General features: G+C 64.2%; 4 protein-coding genes. 2 read left to right on the top strand and 2 right to left on the bottom strand.

Annotated elements, in window-relative coordinates; all coding sequences use genetic code 11:
* Positions 1–84 precede the first annotated feature (84 nt).
* Both FCU66_RS35635 and FCU66_RS35630 read right to left on the bottom strand, forming a co-directional pair.
* Complete coding sequence (locus tag FCU66_RS35635; RefSeq protein ID WP_136618768.1) at positions 85–1,002, bottom strand: pseudouridine-5'-phosphate glycosidase; 918 nt, start codon at positions 1,000–1,002, stop codon at positions 85–87.
* Positions 1,003–1,077: 75 nt separating this feature from the next.
* Positions 1,078–2,022, bottom strand: coding sequence for a carbohydrate kinase family protein (locus FCU66_RS35630; RefSeq protein WP_136618769.1), 945 nt, complete (start codon positions 2,020–2,022; stop codon positions 1,078–1,080).
* A 281-nt stretch (positions 2,023–2,303) separates the two neighbouring features.
* Here FCU66_RS35630 and recA point away from each other — a divergent pair, with 281 nt between their 5' ends.
* Together recA and alaS are read left to right on the top strand one after the other, a co-directional pair.
* Positions 2,304–3,401 carry a recombinase RecA gene (recA, locus tag FCU66_RS35625; protein ID WP_057145834.1) on the top strand — a complete coding sequence of 366 codons (1,098 nt, stop codon included), beginning with the start codon at positions 2,304–2,306 and terminating at the stop codon, positions 3,399–3,401.
* A 293-nt stretch (positions 3,402–3,694) separates the two neighbouring features.
* On the top strand, positions 3,695–6,361 hold the full coding sequence (gene alaS, locus FCU66_RS35620) for an alanine--tRNA ligase (protein ID WP_136618770.1): 2,667 nt from the start codon (positions 3,695–3,697) through the stop codon (positions 6,359–6,361).
* Positions 6,362–6,422: the final 61 nt, after the last annotated feature.

The raw sequence follows: 6,422 nt of genomic DNA, 5'->3' as shown, positions 1-6,422 counted from the left end.
CTCGGGGAGAGGTCGGATTGCCCCGAATTGCCCTTTGCAATTCGGTCTTGGCAATCCGGGTGAGGGGGCCTTTGCCGCGTGAACCTACAGCGCCTTCGCGATCCTTGCCGCCAGCCTGGCATTGTTCTCCACCAGCGCGATGTTCGTCTTCAGGCTCCGCCCGCCCGTCAGTTCGAGGATTTTTCCCAGCAGGAAGGGCGTCACCGCCTTGCCGGTCACGTTGAGCGCTTCGGCGGCCTTTTGCGCGGCGTCGATGTAGCCGGCCATCTCTTCAGCGGGGATTTCGTGGTTCTCCGGCACCGGATTGGCGATCAGCATGCCGCCGGCGAGCCCCAGCGCTGCCCTCGTCTGGTAGAAATGCGCGATCTCTTCCGGCTCGTGCAAGGTCAGCGGCGCGCGGAATGGCGAATGCCGCGACCAGAAGGCCGGCATCGTCTCGCAGCCATGGCCGATCACCGGCACACCGCGCGTCTCCAGCACCTCCAGCGTCTTTTCGATGTCGAGGATGGCCTTGGCGCCGGCTGACACGACGATGACCGGCGTGCGCGCCAGCTCGTCGAGATCGGCGGAAATGTCGAAGCTCTTTTCCGCCCCCTTGTGCACGCCGCCGATGCCGCCGGTGGCGAACACTTTTATGCCGACCATATGCGCCGCTATCATCGTGGCGGCGACCGTGGTGCCGCCGGTGCGCCCTTGCGCTACCGCAAAACCAAGATCGGCGCGCGACAGCTTCATGGCGTCGCCCGTCATCGCCAGCGATTCGCGCTCGCCGTCCGAAAGCCCGATCTTGATGCGCCCGCCAACCACGGCGATCGTCGCCGGCACGGCGCCGCCATCGGTGATGATCTTTTCGACATCGGCCGCCATGGCGCCATTGTCGGGGTAGGGCATGCCATGGGTGATGATGGTGCTTTCCAGCGCCACCACCGGCCGGCCGGCGGCCAAGGCCTGCGCCACCGGCGCGTGGATGTCGATGAAGGGGCGGGCGGTCTCTGGGGTCATCAGGGTCTCCAATCCGGAGTGCGGCGCGTCCATCGGGACCCTCGGCAACACTGCGGTACTATGAATTTGCCGGTCTCATGCCACTTCCTGCGCATCCGGCACAAGAGCCAGCGCTTCCGCGAAGCTCGCCGTGGTGAACTCCGGAACGGCGTTGGCGCTTTCGATGGCCAGCGTCGCTGCGGCGATACCCTCGCGCAGGGCTGCCCGCAGCGGCAGGTCGCGCAGCAAGGCAGCGACCGTTGCACCCGCCAGCGCATCGCCGGCGCCGGTGACGTCAGCGACCTTTCTTGGCGGCGGCGGCAGGATCGAGAAGGCGCCGGCCTCATCGAAACCCAGCATGGGGCCGCCCCCCGCCGTCACCACGCCGCTCTTGAGCCCCGCGCGTCTCAGCCCGTCGACGATGTCTTGCGCGGAAGTCGCGGCATCCAGATCTGCCAGTGCGATCGCTTCGCGCCGGTTCATGAAGACGACGGCCAGATTGCCGAGGACCGGCTTCAAGCGCACGATCTTGGCCGGCGAAATGGCAATGGCGAAGACGGGCTTGCCGGTGGCAAGCGGAACCAGCCGCTCCAGTGCCGCCGTCGGCAGGTTGGCGTCGCAGAAGACGGCATCGGCGGCAGCGATAACCTCCCGGACCTTGGAGCGCCTGATCTGCTTGGGAAACGCCAGGTCATAGAGCGCCATGTCGGCAAAGCCGACAATGAGCTCGCCGTCGCGGTCGATCAGCGCCGTGTAGCTTGGCGTGGTGCGGTCGAGGAACACCGCCGACAGGTCGGCAATGCCTGCCTCGGCGATGGCTCGCGAAACGGTGTCGGCGGCGGCATCGCCGCCGCGCACCGACATGAGCGACGCGGAGACGCCGCGGAGCACCGCACTGCGCAAAGCGTTGAAGACGCCGCCGCCGACATCCTCGCGCATCGTGCCGGGATTGGAGGCGGCAGGCACGTAAGCGCCGGATACCTGCCCACGCCGGTCGATATGGGCGCCGCCTATGGCCAGTATTTTCGCGGATTTCAGCATGCCGGCGATATGACCTTTGTTATTCCAGCCGCACAAGCGCTAGGCTGCGTGACGAAGCTTCGCATGCAAGGCAGCGATTCGGCAGATCGAAACAACCGAGCCGTCTGGCCCAATGCGGAATGCATCGTGAAACGAAATCGTGAGACAAAAAAAGAACAAATCGGGATATTGATTGTTTTTCAGATATTTGACCCCTCTTGCCAAACGAGAACAAAAAAGGTACAAATTGGCAGGGATTACGGATTGTCCGGCCTTCATTGACGACCAAGGGGTGATGTATCATGGCTCAGAATTCTTTGCGGCTGGTAGAGGACAAAGCGGTGGACAAATCAAAGGCTCTGGATGCGGCGCTGTCGCAAATCGAGCGGGCTTTCGGCAAGGGCTCGATCATGCGGCTCGGCGCGAACGAGCAGGTCGTCGAGATCGAAACGGTGCCGACCGGCTCGCTTGGCCTCGACATCGCGCTTGGCGTCGGTGGTCTGCCGCGCGGCCGCATCGTCGAGATCTACGGGCCGGAAAGCTCGGGCAAGACGACGCTGGCCCTTCACACCGTGGCCGAAGCTCAGAAGAAGGGCGGCATCTGCGCCTTCGTCGATGCCGAGCACGCGCTTGACCCGGTCTATGCCCGCAAGCTTGGCGTCGATCTCGAAAACCTCTTGATCTCGCAGCCCGACACTGGTGAGCAGGCGCTGGAAATCTGCGACACGCTGGTGCGCTCCGGCGCCATCGACGTGCTGGTGGTCGATTCGGTCGCGGCGCTGACGCCACGCGCTGAAATCGAAGGTGAGATGGGCGATTCGCTGCCCGGCCTGCAGGCCCGGCTGATGAGCCAGGCGCTGCGCAAGCTGACCGCTTCGATCTCGCGCTCCAACACCATGGTCATCTTCATCAACCAGATCCGCATGAAGATCGGCGTCATGTTCGGTTCGCCCGAGACGACGACGGGCGGCAACGCGCTGAAGTTCTACGCTTCGGTGCGCCTCGACATCCGCCGCATCGGCTCGGTCAAGGACCGCGACGAGGTCGTCGGCAACCAGACCCGCGTCAAGGTGGTCAAGAACAAGCTGGCACCGCCCTTCAAGGTGGTAGAGTTCGACATCATGTACGGCGAGGGCGTGTCCAAGACCGGCGAACTGGTCGATCTCGGCGTCAAGGCCGGCGTGGTCGAGAAGTCGGGCGCCTGGTTCTCCTACAATTCGCAGCGTCTCGGCCAGGGCCGCGAGAATGCCAAGCTGTTCCTGCGTGACAATCCCGACACCGCGCGCGAGATCGAACTGGCGCTCAGGCAGAATGCCGGGCTGATCGCCGAGAAGTTCCTTGAGAATGGCGGCTCTGAAGGTGGCGACGACGGTTTCGAGGAAGAATCCGGCGCGATGTAACAGATTCGTGCGCGATGTCGGCCGGAGTTCGGCCATAATCGCGTTCTATTATCTCAGGCTTATGTAATCGAGTTCCGCGTTATTGCGTTTTGAACCGCCGGCCTAGCGCCGGCGGTTTTGCGTTTGGGCTGCGAAACCAGGCGGGTTCGAACAGCGGCAAAGGCTGCGGATTGGACCAATTCCGTGTTTCTGGACAGGGTGAAGCGCGGCGGCTAAAAGGCCAACTCTATCTCTGGAAACGCAGAGCCCATTTCCGCCGGTTTGCCGGCGGCTCTTCCGAAAAGGCAGCATTCATGAGTGGCGTGAACGAAATCCGGTCGACCTTTCTCGACTACTTCCGCAAGGAGGGTCACGAGATCGTCGCGTCGAGCCCGCTGGTGCCGCGCAACGACCCGACGCTGATGTTCACCAACGCCGGCATGGTGCAGTTCAAGAACGTCTTCACCGGCCTGGAGAAGCGGCCCTACTCGCGTGCCTCGACCGCCCAGAAGAGCGTTCGCGCCGGTGGCAAGCACAACGATCTCGACAATGTCGGCTACACCGCGCGCCATCTGACCTTCTTCGAGATGCTCGGCAATTTCTCCTTTGGCGACTATTTCAAGGAGCGCGCCATCGAGCTTGCCTGGAACCTGATCACCAAGGAGTTCGGGCTGAACAAGGACAAGCTGCTGGTCACCGTCTATCACACGGACGACGAGGCGGCCGGCTTCTGGAAGAAGATCGCCGGGTTTTCGGACGACCGCATCATTCGCATCGCGACCTCGGACAATTTCTGGGCAATGGGCGACACTGGACCCTGCGGGCCGTGCTCGGAGATCTTCATCGACCGTGGCGAGCATATCTGGGGCGGCCCTCCCGGCAGCCCCGAGGAGGACGGTGACCGTTTCCTGGAATTCTGGAACCTGGTGTTCATGCAGTATGAACAGGTGACGAAAGAGGAGCGCATCGACCTGCCGCGCCCGTCGATCGACACCGGCATGGGCCTGGAGCGCATGGCGTCCATCCTGCAAGGGGTGGAAAGCGTCTTCGAGACCGATCTGTTCCGTCATCTGATCGACGCGGCCTCGTCCGCCATCGGGCATGGTCCCGACAAGGAGACGGTCGCGTCCTTCCGCGTCATCGCCGATCATCTGCGCTCGTCCTCCTTCCTGGTGGCCGATGGCGTGCTGCCGTCGAACGAAGGCCGTGGCTACGTCCTGCGCCGCATCATGCGCCGCGCCATGCGCCATGCCCAATTGCTCGGTGCCAACGAGCCGCTGATGTGGAAGCTGGTGCCGGCGCTGGTGCGCGAAATGGGCCAGGCCTATCCGGAGTTGGTGCGCGGTGAACAGTTGATCACCGAGACGCTGAAGCTCGAAGAGACCAGGTTCCGCAAGACGCTGGTGCGCGGCCTCGGCTTGCTTTCGGAGGCGACGGAAACGCTGCATGCCGGCGACATGCTGGACGGCGAGACGGCCTTCAAGCTCTACGACACCTATGGCTTCCCGCTCGATCTGACGCAGGACGCGCTGCGCCAGCGCAATATCTCGGTCGATCTTGCCGGCTTCACCAATGCGATGGAGCAGCAGAAAGCCGAGGCGCGCAAGCATTGGGCAGGCTCCGGCGACGCGGCCACCGAGACCATCTGGTTCTCCGTGCGCGAGAAGGCAGGCGCCACCGAGTTCCTCGGCTACCAGACTGAAGCTGCGGAAGGCATCATCCAGGCGCTTGTCCGGGACGGCAAGACCGTCGACAGCGCCGGCAAGGGCGATGCGGTGGTGATCGTCATCAACCAGACGCCGTTCTATGCCGAGTCCGGCGGCCAGATGGGCGACACCGGTATCATTTCAGGCGAAGGGTTCTCGATCGAGGTCTCGGATACGCAGAAGAAGGCCGATGGGCTGTTCGTGCATGTCGGCAAGGTGGCCAGCGGCACCGTCAAGACGGGCGCTGCCGTCGAGCTGAAGGTCGATCACGCGCGCCGCACCAGGCTGCGCGCCAACCATTCCGCGACGCATCTGATCCACGAGGCACTGCGCGAGGTGCTGGGCACCCATGTCGCGCAGAAGGGCTCGCTGGTGGCGCCCGAGCGCCTGCGCTTCGACATCTCGCACAACAAGCCCATTTCACCGGAGGATCTTGAAGAGGTCGAGCGCATGGCCAACGAGATCGTTGTGCAGAACGGCCCGGTGACCACGCGCCTGATGTCGGTCGACGATGCCATCGCCGAAGGCGCCATGGCGCTGTTTGGCGAGAAGTATGGTGATGAAGTGCGCGTCGTGTCGATGGGGACCGGCGTGCATGGCGCCAAGGCCAACCGGCCCTATTCGGTCGAGCTCTGCGGCGGCACCCATGTCAGGGCGACCGGCGATATCGGCCTGGTGCGTGTCGTGTCGGACAGCGCGGTCGCCGCCGGCGTGCGCCGCATCGAGGCGCTGACCGGCGAGGCGGCGCGCAAATATCTCGACGAGCAGGACCGGCGTCTGAAGGCGGCCGCAGCCGTGCTGAAGATCTCGCCGGCCGATGTGCCAGCGCGTGTCGAGGCGCTGCTCGATGAGCGCAAGAAGCTCGAAAAGGAGCTGACCGAGGCGCGCAAGAAGCTGGCGCTGGGCGGCGGTGCAGCCGCTGGTGCGCCGTCGGACAACGAGACCGTGGCGGGCGTCGGCTTCCTCGGCAAGGCGGTCTCCGGTGTCTCGCCAAAGGACCTGAAGCCGCTGGCCGATGCCGGCAAGAGTTCGCTTGGTTCCGGCGTCGTGGTCTTCGTTGGCGCCGGCGACGACAACAAGGCAAGTGTCGTGGTCGCCGTCACCGATGATCTGTTGAGCCGCTTCAGCGCCGTCGATCTGGTGCGCGTGGCCTCCGCCGCATTGGGCGGGCAGGGCGGCGGCGGTCGCCCCGATATGGCCCAGGCCGGTGGCCCCGACGCTTCGAAGGCCAATGATGCGATTGCCGCGGTGAGGGCTGCACTCGAAGCGGCGTAGGCGAGTGGACTGAATTTATAGCAACGGTTGGAGGGACAGCGCCCCCTCTGTCCTGCCGGAC

This window comes from Mesorhizobium norvegicum, assembly GCF_004919685.1.
Lineage (GTDB): Bacteria > Pseudomonadota > Alphaproteobacteria > Rhizobiales > Rhizobiaceae > Mesorhizobium > Mesorhizobium norvegicum.
The sequence above is the reverse complement of the archived record's forward strand: the minus strand, read 5'-3'. Positions and strand labels throughout refer to the sequence as shown.

Excerpts from the sequence above, each read along its gene's own strand:
- recA (WP_057145834.1), top strand. The coding sequence starts at position 2,304 with ATGGCTCAGAATTCTTTGCGGCTGGTAGAGGACAAAGCGGTGGACAAA.
- FCU66_RS35630 (WP_136618769.1), bottom strand. The coding sequence starts at position 2,022 with ATGCTGAAATCCGCGAAAATACTGGCCATAGGCGGCGCCCATATCGAC.
- FCU66_RS35635 (WP_136618768.1), bottom strand. The coding sequence starts at position 1,002 with ATGACCCCAGAGACCGCCCGCCCCTTCATCGACATCCACGCGCCGGTG.
- alaS (WP_136618770.1), top strand. The coding sequence starts at position 3,695 with ATGAGTGGCGTGAACGAAATCCGGTCGACCTTTCTCGACTACTTCCGC.